This window comes from Pseudomonas coleopterorum, from assembly GCF_900105555.1.
GTDB classification, from domain to species: Bacteria; Pseudomonadota; Gammaproteobacteria; order Pseudomonadales; family Pseudomonadaceae; genus Aquipseudomonas; species Aquipseudomonas coleopterorum.
Genome location: NZ_FNTZ01000001.1, coordinates 1,114,360 through 1,129,554, shown reverse-complemented (window position 1 = coordinate 1,129,554; position 15,195 = coordinate 1,114,360). Strand labels below are relative to the sequence as shown.

Genomic DNA, 15,195 nt, shown 5'->3' with positions numbered 1-15,195 from the left:
GGCCCGCCGGCCCTTTGTTGAAAAGGGTCGACGCGCCGCCGTTGGCGTTTCTGAGAGATAGACTTTCATGCCGTTGTCGAACATTCGCATCATTCACCAGGACGCCGCCGTGCTGGTCATCGACAAGCCGACCCTGTTGCTGTCGGTGCCTGGACGCGCCGAAGACAACAAGGACTGCCTGATCACCCGCCTGCAGGAGAACGGGTTTCCCGAGGCGCGCATCGTGCATCGCCTGGACTGGGAAACCAGCGGGATCATTCTGCTGGCGCGGGATGCCGACAGCCATCGCGAGCTGTCCCGTCAGTTCCACGATCGCGAAACGGAAAAGGCCTACACCGCACTGGCCTGGGGGCAACCGGCGCTGGACAGCGGTAGTGTCGACCTGCCGCTGCGCTACGATCCGCCGACCAAGCCACGGCATGTGGTGGATCACGAACATGGCAAGCATGCGCTGACCTTCTGGAAGGTGGTGGAGCGCTGCGGGGAATGGTGTCGCGTCGAGCTGACGCCGATCACCGGGCGTTCGCATCAGTTGCGCGTGCACATGTTGTCGATCGGCCATCCGCTGCTGGGCGACCGGCTGTATGCCCATCCCCAGGCGTTGGAAGCCCATGAGCGGCTTTGCCTGCATGCGAGCATGCTGGCGTTCACCCATCCGGTGACGGGTGAGCGGATGAAATTCGAGTGTGCTGCGCCGTTTTGAATGGTGGTGGCGCCTTCACGGGCAGGGGCTCGACGCCATGGATTGAGCAGCCCTATCCGTGGGCAATCGGGTAAACTGGCGGCATTGCTGTCTGGAGTTTTCTATGCGCGAAGCTTTGAACCAGGGCCTGATCGATTTCCTCAAGGCCTCCCCTACCCCCTTTCACGCCACTGCCACCCTGGCGCGACGCCTCGAGGCAGCCGGTTTCCAGCGGCTGGACGAGCGCGAGAGCTGGAACACGGTGCCCGGCGGGCGCTACTACGTGACCCGCAACGATTCCTCGATCATCGCCGTCAAGCTGGGCAAGCACTCACCGCTGCTCAACGGGCTGCGCATGGTCGGCGCTCACACCGACAGCCCCTGCCTGCGCGTGAAGCCGCAACCCGAGTTGCAGCGCCAGGGCTTTTTCCAACTGGGTGTGGAGGTGTATGGCGGTGCCCTGCTGGCACCCTGGTTCGACCGCGATCTGTCGCTGGCCGGCCGGGTCACCTTCCGCCGCGACGGCAAGGTCGAGAGCCAGCTGATCGATTTCCGCCTGCCGATCGCCGTGATACCCAACCTGGCCATCCACCTCAACCGCGAGGCCAATCAGGGCTGGGCAATCAACGCCCAGACCGAACTGCCGCCCGTGCTGGCCCAGGTGGCCGGGGATGAGCGCGTCGATTTCCGCGCCCTGCTGACCGAACAGCTGGCTCGTGAACATGGGCTGAACGCCGATGTGGTGCTCGATTACGAGCTCAGTTTCTACGACACGCAAAGTGCTGCGGTCATCGGCCTGAACGGCGACTTCATCGCCGGCGCGCGGCTCGACAACCTGTTGTCCTGCTATGCGGGCCTGCAGGCCCTGCTCGATACGCAAGGCGACGAAAGCTGCGTGCTGGTGTGTACCGACCATGAAGAGATCGGTTCCAGCTCCGCCTGTGGCGCCGACGGGCCGATGCTCGAACAGGTGCTGCAACGCCTGATCCCTGAAGGCGATGAGTACGTACGCAGTATCCAGCGTTCGCTGCTGGTGTCGGCGGACAACGCCCACGGCGTGCACCCCAACTATGCCGAGAAGCACGATGCCAATCACGGACCCAAGCTCAATGCCGGGCCGGTGATCAAGGTCAACAGCAACCAGCGCTACGCGACCAATAGCGAGACGGCCGGTTTCTTCCGGCACCTGTGCATGGCGGTGGAAGTGCCGGTGCAGAGTTTCGTGGTGCGCAGCGACATGGGTTGCGGCTCGACCATCGGCCCGATCACCGCCAGTCACCTGGGGGTGAGGACCGTCGACATAGGCCTGCCGACCTTCGCCATGCATTCGATTCGCGAGCTGGCTGGCAGCCATGACCTGGCGCATCTGGTCAAAGTGCTGGGTGCCTTCTACGCCAGCAACGAGCTGCCCTAGTCACGCCCCTGCCGCGACGTGGCCCGACCTGAACACCCGTACGCGGGCAGAGGTCGTTCTCTGTCCGCGCAGGGCGCACCACCCAAACACCGATCTACAGGTGACTCCACTGATGGTCCTTTTCCTGCGCCTGGCGCTTGCCGTCCTGCTTTTGCTGCCCATTACCGCTCAGGCAGTCGGCCTGCCCGGCCTGTTGGGGGGCAGCTCGGAGAAGCCGGCCGAACAGCCCGCCCAGCCGTTGGGCCAGTCATTGGATCAGGTGATCCAGACCCTGGAAAACGACCAGCAACGCACCAAGCTGTTGAGCGACCTGAAAAAGCTGAGGGACAGTACCCGGCAGGCCCAGCCGGCCGCCGAGCAAGGCGTGCTGGGCATGATCGGCAGCGCCCTGGCCCACGTCGACCAGCAGTTTTCCGGGGACAACAGCCCGTTCCGGCGCTGGGGTGAGGAGGTCGCCCTGGCCCACGATGAATTGCTGGCGCTGGCCCTGCCCATGGCGGAATGGCCGCCGATCATCGGCGCTTTTTTGTTGATCATGCTGGTGTGGAGCCTGCTCGCCTACAGTCTGATCTGGATCGGCCATCGCGTGCGCCTGCGCTTCGGCCTGTCGGAAGAACTACCCCAGCATCCACGCACCCTCGACCTGCTGCGCTTTGCCTTGCGCAAGCTGGGGCCGTGGCTGGTGGCGCTGGTCATTACCGTGTACGTGGGCTACGCGTTGCCTTCGTCGCTGGGCAAGAGCCTGGCCATGGTCATGGCCTATGCACTGGTGGTGGGCACGCTGTTCTCCGCGATCTGCGTGATCGCGTTTTCCCTGCTGGACGGTCCGCACCGGCACCGCGCCCTGAATATCCTGCGCCACCGGGCCTTTCGGCCGCTGTGGCTGATCGGTAGTTTCGCGGCCTTCGGCGAAGCGCTCAGTGACCCGCGCATGGTCGCCGCGCTCGGTCAGCACCTGGCCCACAGTGCGGCAACCCTGGCCAACGTTCTGGCCGCCCTGTCGACCGGCCTGTTCATCCTGCGCTTCCGTCGGCCCATCGCCCACCTGATCCGCAACCAGCCCTTGTCGCGGCGACTGACGCGTCGGGCGTTGAGCGATACCATCGAGATTCTCGGCAGCTTCTGGTACCTGCCAGCCCTGGTGCTGGTGGGCATCTCGCTGTTCGCCACGTTCTTCTCGGCCGGCGACACCAGCACGGCGCTGCGCCAGTCGCTGATGTGCGCGGTGCTGCTGATCCTGTGCATGGTCATCAATGGCCTGATCCGGCGCCATGCCCTGCGCCCGCCCAAGGGCCCTCGGCGCCATGCCTTGTATTCGGAGCGCCTGAGTCACTTCGCCTACACCCTGATGCACCTGCTGATCTGGGTGGTGTTCATCGACCTGGGCCTGCGTGTGTGGGGCATGTCGCTGATCGGTTTCACCGAGGGCGATGGCCACGAGATCTCGGTGCGCCTGGCCAGCCTGGTGGGCACTCTGATTTTCGCCTGGCTGGTGTGGATTCTGGCCGACACCGGCATCCATCATGCCCTCACCCGTTCGCGCAAGGGCATGGCCAACGCGCGCGCGCAGACCATGATGCCGCTGATCCGCAACGTGCTGTTCGTGACCATTTTCATCATTGCCGCGATCATCGCCCTGGCCAACATGGGCATGAACGTGACGCCGCTGCTGGCAGGTGCGGGGGTGATCGGCCTGGCCATCGGTTTCGGTGCACAGTCGTTGGTGGCAGACCTGATCACCGGGTTGTTCATCATCATCGAGGACTCGCTGGCCATCGATGACTACGTGGATGTGGGCGGCCACCTGGGCACCGTCGAGGGCCTCACCATCCGTACGGTTCGCCTGCGCGACATCGACGGTATCGTGCACACCATTCCCTTCAGCGAAATCAAAAGCATCAAGAACTACTCGCGGGAATTCGGCTACGCCATCTTTCGCGTGGCGGTGCCCTACAGCATGGGGATCGACGACGCCATCAAGATGATGCGCGAAGTGGGCCAGAAGATGCGCAGCGATCCGTTGCATCGGCGCGATATCTGGTCTCCGCTGGAGTTTCAGGGGGTGGAAAGCTTCGAGTCGGGCACCGCGATTCTGCGCGCGCGGTTCAAGACCGGGCCGATCAAGCAGTGGGAAGTGTCGCGGGCCTTCAACCTGGCGCTCAAGCGCCAGCTGGATGAAGCCGGGCTGGACCTGGCGACGCCGCGCCTGAGCGTGCAGGTGGTCACGGCGGGGGCGGTTGGCGAGAAATAGCGGGGTAGCCTTCGCGGGCAGCTTATTCGCCCACTTTTTTGTCACAGGAAATGAGGTGTGGCTCAGGCCCCATTCGCGGGCAGAGCCCGCTCCCACAGTGATCGCTGCGGGCTGAATTGTTTTCTGTAGGAGCCGGGCGGGCGGCTGAGGCCTCTGCCCGCGAAGGGGGCGCCGCGGTGTTACAGGTTCACCACATTGGCGATCCGCACCGGGGCGTTCTCGTCGATGCGCAGGTTGTGAAAATCGAACAGGTCGCGGTCGGCCAGCTGCGACGGCATCACGTTCTGCAGGCTGCGGAAGATGCTGTCGGTGCGGCCGGGCGTCTTGCGCTCCCAGTCCAGCAGCATGTCCTTGACCACCTGGCGCTGCAGGTTCTCCTGGGAGCCGCACAGGTTGCACGGGATGATCGGAAAGCCTTTGAAGTCCGAGTACGCCTGGATGTCCTTCTCATGGCAGTAGGCCAGCGGCCGAATGACCACATTGCGCCCGTCGTCGGCGCGCAGCTTGGGTGGCATGGCCTTGAGCGAGCCGTTGAAGAACATGTTGAGGAAGAATGTCTCGACGATATCGTCGCGATGGTGACCCAGGGCCATCTTGGTCGCGCCGATCTGGTCGGCGAAGGTGTACAGCGTGCCGCGGCGCAGGCGCGAGCACAGCGAGCAGGTGGTCTTGCCTTCCGGGATCAGCTCCTTGACCACCGAATAGGTGTCTTTCTCGACGATGTGGTATTCGACGCCCAGCTGTTCCAGGTAGGCCGGCAGCACATGCTCGGGGAAGCCCGGCTGCTTCTGGTCCATGTTCACCGCCACGATGCTGAACTGGATGGGCGCGACCTTCTGCAGGTGCAGCAGCACATCGAGCAGGGTGTAGCTGTCCTTGCCGCCCGAGAGGCAGACCATGACCTTGTCGCCGTTCTCGATCATGTTGTAGTCGGCGACGGCTTCACCGGCCAGCCGACGAAGGCGTTTCTGCAGCTTGTTCTGGTTGACTGAAAGAGTGCCCATGGCGACAGGATCCCGCGAGGTGTGTGACAAAAGCGGAGCATTTTACGCACTTTGATGCGTGCCGTGTACCGTCTGCGAAGCATGAGGGGCGCGCGGGAGCGACGGGTGGCTCGGCACCGCTCGGAGGTTGCGGCATAATCGCTGCATCTGGAGTGTGTCGAAGAATGTCCGAGCAACTCAATCAACGCGTCGAAGCCTGCTTTCGCCAGGCCGAGCTGTTTTTCAAGCGCCCTTTCCGGCGCCCGGTGGTCAGCACCCAGCTGCGCGGGCAGAAGGCCGGTGTGGCGCACTTGCACGAAAACCTGCTGCGCTTCAATCCGCAGCTCTACCGCGAGAATGCCGAAGACTTCCTCAAGCAGACCGTGCCCCACGAGGTCGCGCACCTGGTGGCGCACCAGCTATTCGGCGATCGCATCGCGCCTCACGGCGAGGAATGGCAACTGATCATGCGCGGTGTCTATGAACTGACCCCGCACCGCTGCCACAGCTACGCCGTGAAGCGTCGCCAGGTCATGCGCTACCTGTACAAATGCCCCTGCCCCGAGAGCGAGTTCGCCTTTTCGGCGCAACGCCATGGCCTGGTCGGCAGAGGTCGTCGCTACCTGTGCCGGCGCTGCCGCCAGACCCTGGTGTTCAGCGGCGAAACGCGCATGCAATGATCGCCATTCCCTTGCACGACCAGGCTGGGCAGAATGCGCACATGAATACAGCCCTCCCCGCTTGCCTGAGCGATCTGCGTCAACACTGGCCCTTGCCCGAGGACGTGCCCGGCGCACACTTGTTCAGCAGCCGTTTCGACCACGGCGCACTGACCGCCGAAGACTTCGCGCAGTGCGGCATTGCCCCGCCTGCGTCGATTCAGCGTTCGGTGGCCAAGCGTCAGGCCGAGTACCTGGCGGGGCGCGTCTGCGCACGTGGCGCCCTGCTGGCGTTGACCGGCGAAGCGCAGGTGCCGGCCATCGGCGCCGACCGCGCCCCGGTCTGGCCTGAGCAAATCGTCGGGTCGATCACCCACGGCAGTGGTCGGGCCGCGGCCGTGGTCGCCCATCGGGATCACTGCCAGGGGCTGGGTCTGGATATCGAAAGTCTGCTGCCAGTGGCGCGCGCCGAACGGCTGTGCGCCGAAATCCTCACCCCGGCCGAAATGACGCGGATGGATCCGGCGCAGGTGGATACGCTGGTCACCCTGACCTTCTCGCTCAAGGAAAGCCTGTTCAAAGCGTTGTACCCGTTGGTCGGGCAGCGTTTCTATTTCGAGCATGCCGAAGTGCTGCAGTGGTCGGCCGAAGGGCATGCGCGGCTGCGCCTGTTGACCGATCTGTCACCAGAGTTTGGCTACGGATTCGAAATCGACGGGCAGTTTGCCTGGTTCGACGGACACCTGTTGAGCCTGGTAGCGGTCCGTTGAGGCCAGCCCAGGGGCAGCGTATCCGGCGTTCTGCGGCCTTGCTCCTCACGCTGGCCTTGTGGGTCAGCCTGACCGGCGCTACCGATCTCGACAGCCCGCGCCTGCTGGACCAGACGCTAAATAGCCAGAGCGCCCGGCAATCCATCGCGCGCATCGTCGCTTCGCCTCCGTCAGGGAATACGCCCTATCAAAGCGCCCGCGACTTTCTGCAGGCTCAGGGGCTGGCCAACCACACGACTACCGCCTGGGCCGCCTTGGACACCCTGCCTGCAGCGGGAAACAGCCTGGTGCTGCTGGACCGGCAAACCCCGCTGTCCACCCAGCAGGTCGACCGACTGTTGGGCTGGGTACAGCGCGGCGGACGTCTGCTGACGGTGGCCGCCGCCCTGTGGGACGAGGCCGGCGCCACCAGTGGCGATGCCCTGCTCGATCGCCTGCAGATCCGCGTTCAGTTGAGCGCGCAGCTGCCGCAGCTTCCCCCTGCTCCGGACGATGAGTACCCGAGCCTGACCAAGCTCTATCTGGAAGACGAAGAAGCACCGGCGTATCTCAGCTTCGATACGCAACGCCATCTGGATGACCCGACCGGCAAGGTTCAGGCATGGGCCAACAGCAATGGCGCCACGCACTTGATGCAGATGGCCTACGGCAGCGGTCTCATCACCCTGGTCAGCGATGCGCAACTGTGGAGGCGCGAGCAGATCCAGCGCTACGACAATGCCTGGCTGCTGTGGTACCTGAATCAGGGCAGTGAGGTGACCTGGCTGTTCGAACCGGCGGCCGAGCAGCCTGGACGGTACGTGCCGTGGGCGCTGGTCGTGCTGTTGCTGGCCACCGGGTCGGGGCTGTGGTGGATCAGGACGCGGCGACGTCCATACCAGGGCTCGAACGTGCTGGACCGACATGAGCTGCGCCTGCTGCGTGAGCACGGACGGCAATGCCTGCGCGAGCAGGGTCCGCAGGAGTTTCTCGGCACTCTGCGACGAGATGTGCTGCAACGCGCGTGTCTGCACCATCCCGGCTTCGACAAGCTCGCCGTTGCAGAAAAGTGGCAGGTACTGGCGCAACTGTCGCAGCATTCGACCCGCAGTATCGGCGCCGCGTTGATGCCGACAGACCGCCGACGCCTGTCCAGTCGAGCATTCACCCGCGCGGTGGCGCAACTGCAAAGCCTGCGGGACAGCCTGGGACCGATGTCTGCCGGGGCGCGGGTCAACCGTCCTTCGAGTGCGGCCGCAAGGCAGGCCAGCCAAGCGGTGCTGGTGCTGCTCGACTGTGGCGCCTGGGCCGGCCACCGCGAAACCGACCTCAAGCATGCGACGCACGCTTGCCGGCAGGTGAGCGAAGCAGCGCTGGCTGACGGGTACGCCGTAGGCCTGCAGGTGTACTCCTGCGAGCCGCCGGTGAGCCTGATGCCGCAGCGCGGCGCCGAGCATGTGCAGCACATGGTCGAGGCACTTGCGCATCTGCAACCCACTTCACCGACCGCCAGCTCAGCCGCAAACCTGGAAGCCCTTCTCGCCGATGACCAGGCGTGGGCGCTGGTAGTCATGGTGGCCGGCTTTCGAGGTGATGACGAACCGTCCACGGTTGCTGCGCTGAGCACAGTCGCCGCACGCCACCCGGTCTTGTTGCTCAGCTTGCGCGACGAGCCCCTCGAGCGCCTGGGTCAGCAGCCAGTCAAGACCCGGCCCGATGCCCTGCTCTATTGCGGGGTGATGCAGCGGCTGCTCTGGCGTCAGGGGCTGCACGATCGGCTGGTCGCGGCAGGCGTTACTGTCGTGGATGCATGGCCGGGAGAGATCGCCACCGAAGCGCTGCTGCGCTATCGAAGCCTGCGCCAGCCGCGCGCCTGAGTTTCAGGTTCTACGTCAGGCCGACGTGCCATGAGGATGGAACGTGAAATAGTGGCGCAACGCGTCTACCAGCTTGAGAAACTCCGTCGGCGCCGGGCCCTGCAATTCGAAGCCTGAATCGTAGTGACCAGGGGTCGCGTCTTCCTTGCACCACAGGCAATGCGCCGACAGGTCGATCAGCTTGGGCTCGCCCTCGACCGAGGGAATCTTCACCTGCAGTTCGAACACCGGACCGACCAACAGCGGCAGTTCGCTGATCAGCATCAGGCCGACGTCCGAAATGTTGCCCATGTAGCCCATGGCGCGGCCGGTGTAGCGGTTGTAGACCTTCAGGTAGTACGGCAACTGGTGCCGTTCGATCCGACGCTCGGTGTACATGATGGGTCTGCTGTAGATATCGGGCATAAGTGTCGCGTTCGTCCTCTGTCGTTTCACAGGTACACCCGTTCAGGTGTCCCAGGCGTTTTCCAGATCGTTTCAGGGTACAGGAAATGCACCTCAGAATGCCGCCGGACGTGGCTGTGCAGGTACACCGGGACGCACGTGGCCAAGCTGATCCAGGGTTTGCAGACGCGCCTGGGCGCGGTAGGCGTACTCGCTGGAGGGATAGCGATTGATGATGTACTGGTAGGTTTGTGCCGCATCGACGTAGAGCTTCTGGCGCTCCAGGCACTGGCCTCGCAGCATCGAGACTTCCGGTTGCACGTACGGCCGCGAACGGCTCTTGCGGTCGACCTGGGACAGCTCCAGCACGACCTTCTCGCAGTTGCCATCGTCATAGGCGCGGTAGGCGCTGTTCAGGTGCTGGTCCATCGACCAGCGGGTACAGCCTGACACAGCGATGGCCAGGGCAATCAATACAAGCGCGCGCATGGGACTCTCCTGCCGCAGGGGGTATGAGGCTTTATCGACCCGTTGCCGGGAATCTTCAATACCCGGGCGTCCGATGCCGGCGCGCGCCAACTGTCTCTGTCCAAATCCTCTCTATCGAGTGCAGAGGAACGATGACGCCAGCGCAATTGAGGAGTAGCCTTTGCCAGCGCTTCAATAAAGGAGTCAGTGCATGACCGTTCGCCGTACCAAAATCGTTGCCACCCTGGGCCCCGCCTCCAACTCGCCGGAAGTGATCGAACAACTGATCAAGGCCGGCCTGGATGTCGCTCGCCTGAACTTTTCCCACGGTACACCGGATGAGCACAAGGCTCGCGCCCGTCTGATCCGCGAGATCGCTGCACGGCTGGGGCGACACGTCGCCCTGCTGGGCGATCTGCAAGGTCCGAAGATCCGCATCGCCAAGTTCGCCAACAAACGCATCGAACTGAAGGTCGGCGACCGCTTCACCTTCTCCACCAGCCATCCGCTCACCGAGGGCAACCAGGACGTCGTGGGTATCGACTACCCTGACCTGGTCAAGGACTGCGGTGTCGGCGACGAGCTGTTGCTCGACGATGGCCGTGTGGTCATGCGCGTGGAAACCGCCACCGCCGACTCGCTGCATTGCTCGGTGCTGATCGGCGGCCCGCTGTCCGACCACAAGGGCATCAACCGTCGCGGTGGCGGCCTGACCGCCCCGGCCCTGACCGAGAAAGACAAGGCCGACATCAAGCTGGCCGCGGAAATGGACCTGGACTACCTGGCCGTGTCCTTCCCGCGCGATGCGTCGGACATGGAATACGCGCGCCAGCTGCGTGACGAGTCCGGCGGCACCGCCTGGCTGGTGGCCAAGATCGAACGCGCCGAAGCGGTGGCCGACGACGAGACCCTCGACGGCCTGATCCGCGCCAGTGACGCCGTCATGGTGGCGCGTGGCGACCTGGGTGTTGAAATCGGCGACGCCGAGCTGATCGGTATCCAGAAAAAGATCATCCAGCACGCACGCCGCAACAACAAGGCGGTGATCGTGGCGACCCAGATGATGGAGTCGATGATCCAGAACCCGATGCCGACCCGCGCCGAAGTGTCCGACGTGGCCAACGCCGTGCTCGACTACACCGACGCCGTGATGCTTTCGGCCGAAAGTGCTGCCGGTTCCTATCCGATCGAAGCCGTGCAAGCCATGGCGCGCATCATCGTCGGCGCGGAAAAGCATCCGACCAGCAAGAAGTCCAGCCATCGTCTGTACACCCAGTTTGAGCGCTGCGACGAAAGCATCGCGCTGGCCGCCATGTACACGGCGAACCATTTCCCGGGCGTGAAGGCGATCATCGCCCTGACCGAAACCGGGTACACCTCGCTGATCATGTCGCGCCTGCGCTCGTCGGTCCCGATCTTCGCCTTCTCGCCGCAACGCGCCACCCAGGCCCGCGCCGCCATGTTCCGCGGGGTCTACCCGGTCGACTTCGATCCGGCCGTGTTGCCGCCGAGCGAAGTGAGCAAGGCCGCCATCGACAAGCTGCTGGAAATGGGCATCGTGCAACAGGGCGACTGGGTCATCCTGACCAAGGGCGACAGCTATGCACAGACCGGTGGCACGAACGGGATGAAGATCCTGCATGTGGGTGACCAGTTGGTCGATTGACGATTGCTCGCTGAAAGACCAAAGGCCCCGGGGTTGAAACCTCGGGGCCTTTTGCATTTCTGTAGGAGCGGTCTGTGGCCGCGAAGGATGCGCTGCGGTGTGTCAGGTATAGCCTGGCGCTCTTTTCGTGGCCGATGACCGCTGCTGGAGGGGACGGTCATCGCCTCAGCCGCGGCCGACGAACACGTCGCTGTACAGCTGGCTTCTGGGCAGCCCGGCCAGGAACAGCCGTCGGGAGAACTCTTCCACGCTGATCGGCGAGCCGCACACCAGTGCGATGGTCTGACGCGAGGAAAGCCGCAAGGGCGGTGGCTCGCCGGCCGGGAACTGCTCGACCATCAGGTTGGGATGCGCCTGGGCAAGCGCCCGCAAGGGTTCATCCAGATAGTGCTCATCGGCCATGTGCAGCACGCGGATCGGTCCCTGATGCCCTTGCCGCAACGCCTCGCGCAGCACACTCCACAAGGGAGCCAGACCGGTACCGGCGGCGAACAGCCACAGTGGCCGGGACTGCCATTCGGGATCGTAATGCAAGGCGCCGCCGCGGACTTCGCCTACCTGCACAACATCGCCCACCTTGAACCGACGGGCCTGATCGATGAAAGCGCCGGGGCGGCGACAGCTCAGATGAAACTCCAGAAACTCGTCGGCCTGGGCGAGGCTGGCGATGGAATAGGGCCGCGCGACCCGCACTCCTGTGGCCGTGGCGGTCCAGAGCACCATGTGCTGCCCGGCGTGATAGCGCAGTTCACGTTCCGCCTGCAGCCGCAGGCGCAGCACGTTGGCCGACAGCCAGTCACAGCCGATCACTCGCGCAGCCGTACCGTCACCTTGAGGATCGAACACCGCCACCCGCAAGTCCTCGACGATATGACACTGGCAGGCCAGCCGCCAGCCCTGCTCGCGCTTACCGACACTCAGGGCGTCAGGTTTGCGGTCGTGGGGCTCGCCAACCAGGCAGCGCACCAGACACGCATGGCAACTGCCTGCGCGACAACTGAAAGGCACGTGCAGGCCGGCCTCGTTGAGGGCATCGAGCAGGTTGCTGCCGGCCGCGACCGTCCAGCGCTGCTGGCCTGTCTCCAATTCAGGCATCGGCCATGTCCCAGGCTGCCGCGCAGCGGTTGCGACCCTCGCGCTTGGCCCGATACAGAGCCTGGTCGGCACGTTGCAGCGCGTCATCCAGATCGTCGCCCGGCACCAGTAAGGTCATGCCCACCGACAGACTCAGATTGGCCGCGCCCAGGCCTTGCGGGTCGGCGTCGGCAAACGCGCGACGCAGCCGCTCGCAGCTGCGCACCAGGTGATCGGCATCGACTTGCGGCATCAGCAGCACGAATTCTTCGCCGCCATAGCGGGCCAGTACATCGATATCGCGCAGGCAGTCCTGGGTCACGGTGGCAAAGGTCTGCAGCACCTGATCACCGGCGGCGTGGCCGTGGATGTCGTTGATGCGCTTGAAGTGGTCGAGGTCGATCAGTGCCAGGCCATGCTCGACACCCGGCTTGAGCGTGGCCAGTTCGCGCGAAGCCAAGCGCAGGAAATGCCGACGATTGAACAAGCCCGTGAGTTCGTCGGTGGCCACCAGGTCTTCGAGCTGGCGCATCATGCCGCGCAGGGTGTCCTGGTGCGCCTGCAGGGCGTAGCGACGCTGGCGCATGCGCTGGCGCGAGCTCTGCACGTAGCTGGCGTACATGCATAACCACAGCAGCACCACCAGCATGGCGCAGATCTGCAACGTGGCCAGCCCCGGATCCGGCAGCGCCATGCGATAGGCTTCCCACAGATTGACCCCGACGAAGGCGACGAACACCACCAGCGCACAGCGCACGAACGCCAGGCGCGGCAGGTGGAACACGCCGAACAGCAGGATCAACACGTACACCACCATGAAGGTGCCGCGAGCCACTTCCAGATTGGCGATCAGCCAGGTATGCCAGGCCACGGCCAGCAGCACTTGGAACTCGGTAAGGCTGGGGTCGCGAAAGCGCTGGTTGGTGCCGGTGCGGAAGACCCAGTACAGCACGCCCTGGCTGACGACGACCAGGCAAGTACTACCCACCGCTGTCACCAGCGACACGCTGCAATACTGAGTCAGGATGGCCACCCATACGAGCACCAGCACCAACGCATAGGTGCAGGCAGCCAGCGAGAAACGCTTGATCAGTAGATGTTGCAGGGCGGACTCGGTCACTCGCAGACTCGCTGTGCTGAACGGGAATCCATCCCCTGATTGCACCGTAACAGTGCAAAGGTGTGATGCCATAATAATGGCCAAGGGGTCAAATAACTATTCAATTCTGGAGAGCTCGACGAAGTCTACCGGGTATCGGACCAACGGTGTATCGGCCTCAACCCCACGCCACTCCATCGATCCAGCGTGTCAGCTCGGTTCAGCCGCGCTATACTGCCGCGCCTTTTTCGCGCCAACCTGCTACACGTTGACGCACCTCGAAAGCCGTGCGCCAGGCTAGACCTGACCCGCTTTCTTAACGAATGTTCCCCACCAAGAGGAGCGCGCCCCATGACCGTGATCAAACAAGACGACCTGATTCAGAGCGTCGCCGACGCCCTGCAATTCATTTCCTATTACCACCCCGTGGACTTCATCCAGGCCATGCACCAGGCCTACCTGCGTGAAGAGTCCCCGGCGGCGCGCGACTCCATCGCCCAGATCCTGATCAACTCGCGCATGTGCGCCACCGGCCACCGGCCGATCTGCCAGGACACCGGCATCGTCACCGTGTTCGTGCGCGTGGGCATGGACGTGCGCTGGGACGGCGCCACCATGGGCCTGGACGACATGATCAACGAGGGCGTGCGTCGCGCCTACAACCTGCCGGAAAACGTCCTGCGCGCCTCGATCCTGGCCGACCCGGCCGGCGCTCGTAAGAACACCAAGGACAACACCCCGGCGGTGATCCACTACTCCATCGTTCCCGGCAACACCGTGGAAGTGGACGTGGCGGCCAAGGGTGGCGGCTCCGAGAACAAGTCGAAGATGGCCATGCTCAACCCGTCCGACTCGATCGTCGACTGGGTGTTGAAGACCGTGCCGACCATGGGTGCGGGCTGGTGCCCGCCGGGCATGCTCGGCATTGGTATCGGCGGCACGGCCGAGAAGGCGGCGGTGATGGCCAAGGAAGTGTTGATGGAGTCCATCGACATCCACGAGCTCAAGGCCCGCGGCCCGCAGAACCGTATCGAAGAGATCCGCCTGGAGCTGTTCGACAAGGTTAATCAACTGGGCATCGGCGCTCAGGGCCTGGGCGGCCTGACCACCGTGCTCGACGTGAAGATCATGGACTACCCGACCCACGCCGCCTCGCTGCCGGTGTGCATGATCCCCAACTGCGCCGCGACCCGTCACGCCCACTTCGTGCTCGATGGCAGCGGCCCGGCCGAACTGGAAGCGCCGGACCTGGACGCCTACCCGGAAATCGTCTGGGAAGCCGGCCCGTCGGCTCGCCGCGTCAACCTCGACACGCTGACGCCTGAAGAAGTGCAAAGTTGGCAGCCCGGCGAGACCATCCTGCTCAATGGCAAGATGCTCACCGGTCGCGACGCTGCGCACAAGCGCATGGTCGAGATGCTGAACAGAGGTGAAACCCTGCCGGTGGACCTCAAGGGCCGTTTCATCTACTACGTCGGCCCAGTCGATCCGGTGCGCGAAGAAGTAGTCGGTCCGGCTGGCCCGACCACGGCCACGCGGATGGACAAGTTCACTCGGCAGATCCTCGACCAGACCGGCCTGCTGGGCATGATCGGCAAATCCGAGCGTGGCCCGACCGCCATCGAAGCGATCAAGGATCACAAGGCCGTGTACCTGATGGCCGTGGGCGGCGCCGCCTACCTGGTGGCCCAGGCCATCAAGAAATCGCGCGTGGTGGCCTTCGAAGAGCTGGGCATGGAAGCCATCTACGAGTTCGACGTCAAGGACATGCCCGTGACCGTTGCAGTCGACAGCAAAGGTGAATCGGTGCACATCACCGGACCTGCGATCTGGCAGAGCAAGATCGCCGAAAGCCTGGCGGTGGAAGTGCAGTAAGGGTCGCCTGCGAC

The 15,195-nt window shown here is 64.1% G+C and carries 13 protein-coding genes; 8 read left to right on the top strand and 5 right to left on the bottom strand.

Annotated features, from left to right (window positions below; genetic code table 11):
• The first annotated feature begins 67 nt into the window (after nt 1-67).
• The 3 genes from BLV18_RS04970 (at nt 68) to BLV18_RS04960 (ending at nt 4,347) form a co-directional block, all read left to right on the top strand.
• On the top strand, nt 68-703 hold the full coding sequence (locus BLV18_RS04970; RefSeq protein ID WP_090356722.1) for an RluA family pseudouridine synthase: 636 nt from the start codon (nt 68-70) through the stop codon (nt 701-703).
• A gap of 103 nt (nt 704-806) precedes the next feature.
• A complete protein-coding gene (locus BLV18_RS04965) occupies nt 807-2,096 on the top strand; it encodes a M18 family aminopeptidase (protein ID WP_056843373.1) in 1,290 nt (429 codons plus the stop codon).
• A gap of 112 nt (nt 2,097-2,208) precedes the next feature.
• The gene (locus BLV18_RS04960; protein ID WP_049861545.1) at nt 2,209-4,347 is read left to right on the top strand and encodes a mechanosensitive ion channel domain-containing protein; all 2,139 of its coding nucleotides are present in this window, start codon (nt 2,209-2,211) and stop codon (nt 4,345-4,347) included.
• A 179-nt stretch (nt 4,348-4,526) separates the two neighbouring features.
• Here the strand turns inward: BLV18_RS04960 and ttcA are convergent, their stop codons facing one another.
• Nucleotides 4,527-5,351, bottom strand: coding sequence for a tRNA 2-thiocytidine(32) synthetase TtcA (gene ttcA / locus BLV18_RS04955; protein ID WP_049861546.1), 825 nt, complete (start codon nt 5,349-5,351; stop codon nt 4,527-4,529).
• Nucleotides 5,352-5,515: 164 nt separating this feature from the next.
• Here ttcA and BLV18_RS04950 point away from each other — a divergent pair, with 164 nt between their 5' ends.
• From BLV18_RS04950 to BLV18_RS04940, 3 genes are read left to right on the top strand one after another with little or no spacing between them, the layout of a single operon-like run.
• The gene (locus tag BLV18_RS04950) at nt 5,516-6,010 is read left to right on the top strand and encodes a SprT family zinc-dependent metalloprotease (protein ID WP_090356720.1); all 495 of its coding nucleotides are present in this window, start codon (nt 5,516-5,518) and stop codon (nt 6,008-6,010) included.
• A gap of 41 nt (nt 6,011-6,051) precedes the next feature.
• Nucleotides 6,052-6,759, top strand: coding sequence for a 4'-phosphopantetheinyl transferase family protein (locus BLV18_RS04945; RefSeq protein WP_090362016.1), 708 nt, complete (start codon nt 6,052-6,054; stop codon nt 6,757-6,759).
• 38 nt (nt 6,760-6,797) lie between these two features.
• On the top strand, nt 6,798-8,615 hold the full coding sequence (locus tag BLV18_RS04940; RefSeq protein ID WP_090356718.1) for a DUF4350 domain-containing protein: 1,818 nt from the start codon (nt 6,798-6,800) through the stop codon (nt 8,613-8,615).
• A gap of 15 nt (nt 8,616-8,630) precedes the next feature.
• Here the strand turns inward: BLV18_RS04940 and BLV18_RS04935 are convergent, their stop codons facing one another.
• Nucleotides 8,631-8,993, bottom strand: a complete 363-nt coding sequence (locus BLV18_RS04935; protein WP_049861562.1) for a PilZ domain-containing protein — start codon at nt 8,991-8,993, stop codon at nt 8,631-8,633.
• A 120-nt stretch (nt 8,994-9,113) separates the two neighbouring features.
• A complete protein-coding gene (locus tag BLV18_RS04930) occupies nt 9,114-9,488 on the bottom strand; it encodes a tetratricopeptide repeat protein (protein WP_056843377.1) in 375 nt (124 codons plus the stop codon).
• A gap of 190 nt (nt 9,489-9,678) precedes the next feature.
• Here BLV18_RS04930 and pyk point away from each other — a divergent pair, with 190 nt between their 5' ends.
• Nucleotides 9,679-11,133: a pyruvate kinase gene (pyk, locus tag BLV18_RS04925; RefSeq protein ID WP_090356716.1), complete on the top strand. Its 1,455-nt coding sequence runs from the start codon at nt 9,679-9,681 to the stop codon at nt 11,131-11,133.
• A gap of 165 nt (nt 11,134-11,298) precedes the next feature.
• On the opposite strand, the gene BLV18_RS04920 is transcribed toward pyk, so the two are convergent.
• Entirely contained in the window at nt 11,299-12,228 is a 930-nt protein-coding gene (locus tag BLV18_RS04920; protein ID WP_090356714.1) for an iron-sulfur-binding ferredoxin reductase, read from the bottom strand.
• Nucleotides 12,221-13,327, bottom strand: coding sequence for a GGDEF domain-containing protein (locus tag BLV18_RS04915; RefSeq protein WP_090356712.1), 1,107 nt, complete (start codon nt 13,325-13,327; stop codon nt 12,221-12,223). The genes BLV18_RS04920 and BLV18_RS04915 overlap by 8 nt, the downstream gene beginning before the upstream one ends.
• Nucleotides 13,328-13,657: 330 nt before the next feature.
• Here BLV18_RS04915 and BLV18_RS04910 point away from each other — a divergent pair, with 330 nt between their 5' ends.
• Nucleotides 13,658-15,181, top strand: a complete 1,524-nt coding sequence (locus tag BLV18_RS04910) for a fumarate hydratase (protein WP_090356710.1) — start codon at nt 13,658-13,660, stop codon at nt 15,179-15,181.
• The last annotated feature ends 14 nt before the right edge of the window (nt 15,182-15,195 follow it).

Excerpts from the sequence above, each read along its gene's own strand:
- BLV18_RS04930 (WP_056843377.1), bottom strand. The coding sequence starts at position 9,488 with ATGCGCGCGCTTGTATTGATTGCCCTGGCCATCGCTGTGTCAGGCTGT.
- BLV18_RS04920 (WP_090356714.1), bottom strand. The coding sequence starts at position 12,228 with ATGCCTGAATTGGAGACAGGCCAGCAGCGCTGGACGGTCGCGGCCGGC.
- BLV18_RS04935 (WP_049861562.1), bottom strand. The coding sequence starts at position 8,993 with ATGTACACCGAGCGTCGGATCGAACGGCACCAGTTGCCGTACTACCTG.
- BLV18_RS04950 (WP_090356720.1), top strand. The coding sequence starts at position 5,516 with ATGTCCGAGCAACTCAATCAACGCGTCGAAGCCTGCTTTCGCCAGGCC.
- BLV18_RS04970 (WP_090356722.1), top strand. The coding sequence starts at position 68 with ATGCCGTTGTCGAACATTCGCATCATTCACCAGGACGCCGCCGTGCTG.
- pyk (WP_090356716.1), top strand. The coding sequence starts at position 9,679 with ATGACCGTTCGCCGTACCAAAATCGTTGCCACCCTGGGCCCCGCCTCC.
- BLV18_RS04910 (WP_090356710.1), top strand. The coding sequence starts at position 13,658 with ATGACCGTGATCAAACAAGACGACCTGATTCAGAGCGTCGCCGACGCC.
- BLV18_RS04945 (WP_090362016.1), top strand. The coding sequence starts at position 6,052 with ATGAATACAGCCCTCCCCGCTTGCCTGAGCGATCTGCGTCAACACTGG.
- ttcA (WP_049861546.1), bottom strand. The coding sequence starts at position 5,351 with ATGGGCACTCTTTCAGTCAACCAGAACAAGCTGCAGAAACGCCTTCGT.
- BLV18_RS04965 (WP_056843373.1), top strand. The coding sequence starts at position 807 with ATGCGCGAAGCTTTGAACCAGGGCCTGATCGATTTCCTCAAGGCCTCC.
- BLV18_RS04960 (WP_049861545.1), top strand. The coding sequence starts at position 2,209 with ATGGTCCTTTTCCTGCGCCTGGCGCTTGCCGTCCTGCTTTTGCTGCCC.